The 1,779-nt window shown below is 67.7% G+C and carries 1 protein-coding gene and 2 pseudogenes; all 3 read right to left on the bottom strand.

The annotated features are described in order from the left end of the window. Positions 1 to 60: 60 nt before the first annotated feature. Positions 61 to 846 (bottom strand): transglycosylase SLT domain-containing protein, encoded by a 786-nt coding sequence (locus tag ABTZ94_RS37435; protein ID WP_351207911.1) that lies wholly within the window; start codon positions 844 to 846, stop codon positions 61 to 63. Between the two features lie 286 nt (positions 847 to 1,132). Next, positions 1,133 to 1,310, bottom strand: a pseudogene (locus tag ABTZ94_RS37430) (S-adenosylmethionine:tRNA ribosyltransferase-isomerase); the annotation flags it as partial. Next, a pseudogene (locus ABTZ94_RS37425) lies at positions 1,308 to 1,545 on the bottom strand (SDR family NAD(P)-dependent oxidoreductase); the annotation flags it as partial. The pseudogenes ABTZ94_RS37425 and ABTZ94_RS37430, both read right to left, overlap by 3 nt. Between the last annotated feature and the right edge of the window lie 234 nt (positions 1,546 to 1,779).

The raw sequence follows: 1,779 nt of genomic DNA, 5'->3' as shown, positions 1-1,779 counted from the left end.
CCCGCACGGGGTGCCGCCCTTCGGCGTATGCGCAGGTCGTCCGAGGACGTCCGGAGTCGATCAGTACGCGCTGTTGACGTTGTCGATCGAGCCGTAACGGTCGGCGGCGTAGTTGGCCGCGGCGGTGATGTTGGCGACCGGGTCGTAGATGTTCGTCGAGGTGCCGGGAACGTGGTACGCGTTGAACGTCGGCCGGATGACCTGCAGCAGGCCGCAGGACGGGGTGCCGTTCTTGGCGTTGATGTCCCAGCCGTTGACCGCGTTCGGGTTACCGGTGGACTCCCGCATGATGTTGCGGTGCAGACCGTCGTACGAGCCGGGGATGCCGTGGGCCTTCATGATGTTCAGCGCCTGCTTGATCCAGCCGTCCAGGTTGTTGGCGTAGACCGGGGTGCGGGCCGCGGAGCGGCTGGCGGGCTGCGTATCGGTGCGCTCGGCGACGGCCTTGGCCTTCAGCCGGGCGGCGGCCTCGGCCTTCGCCTCGGCACGGGCCTTGACCTCGGCAGCGGCGGCGGCCTTGGCCTTCGCGGCGGCCTGAGCCTTGGCGTTGACGGCGGCGGCCTCCTTGGCCCTGGCGAGGTCGGCGGCCTTCACCAGCTTCTCGGCGGTGGAGTGCTGCTCGATGAGGCTGGCCTGCACGGTCTTGACCTGCGGAGTACCGGCGACCGATGCGAGGACCATGGGGGCGGCGGACTCGGGGGTCTGCGCCTTGGGCTTGCCTTCGGCATTGGCGGGGACGAGCGAGAACGAGAGCGAGGCGACGGCGATGGCGGAGATACCCGCGACGGAGAGCTTCTGGGTCTTGTTCAGGCGACGACGGCGGCCGGGGATGCTGGACACGGACATGCAGGCATACCTCTTCGAATCGCGGGAGTCCTCACGGAGGACGAAGACGGGAAGCGGTTTTCGCATCTCCGTCGGGGACGAGTGCAATTCTTAGCGCCAGCAAAATTCAGTGGCAAAGGTGTGACGTACGACCCCGGATAGTGGATCACGGCCGCGCTCGGACGTGACGACCCGTGCTCATGCCCACTGATGTGGCGCTTATGTATCCACTAGCCGGCTTCGTAAGTGACGTGGGTCCTATGCCCGGCCTCACATCGGCCGTGTAACAAACTGACCAACCGTTGCTTCAGCAATGCGGAGTGTGAGGTTCCACCTCGGGGAGGGGTAGATGGACGTCCCCGAGGTCATGCCGGAGGTACCCATGGCGCAGCGCCTGGGCGTATCCGTACGCCAGAGGCATCCCGTCCCGCGACCGCCTTCAGCATCAGCAGATGCGAGGCCTCCGGCTCGTGCAGCCCGGTCAGCCCTGCCGAGCCCCGGGCGGCCGCCGCCGGCTCCGCTCGGTGCCCGGCGTCCGTGACGTCCCCGGCAACGCCCACCACCCGCGTTCCCTACCCGTCACCCAGCTCCTTCACGGGTTCGCGCCGGCACCCCCGCCGACCTGGCAGCCGGCACCCGATCCCAGCCCCGCTGCGCGAGTCCCGCCCCCAGCGCGCGCCCCAGCCCCTTGGAAGCACCCGTAATCACCGCGACAGGCATGACAACCGTCCCCTGGTTACGTCGGCAAGCGATGAAACTCGGCACCCCAACGGAGAAACGCCGTCCCACACCGCGCCTCGTCCAAGAGCCGCACCAGCACAAGGCACTTCGGCCGAGGCCCACAGGACCTGGACCGGTCCTAGTCCCAATGCCGTTCGGTTAGAGGTTCGATCTGCGGCGCAATGCTCGGCGTTTCGGCTGGTGATACGGGTGCAGCCCTTGTAGTGGTTCTCG

It is taken from the genome of Streptomyces sp. NPDC002785, assembly GCF_040295565.1.
Lineage (GTDB): Bacteria > Actinomycetota > Actinomycetes > Streptomycetales > Streptomycetaceae > Streptomyces.
The sequence above is the reverse complement of the archived record's forward strand: the minus strand, read 5'-3'. Positions and strand labels throughout refer to the sequence as shown.

Bases quoted from the DNA above. Each gene is read 5' to 3' on its own strand.
- ABTZ94_RS37435 (WP_351207911.1), bottom strand. From the start codon at position 846: ATGTCCGTGTCCAGCATCCCCGGCCGCCGTCGTCGCCTGAACAAGACC.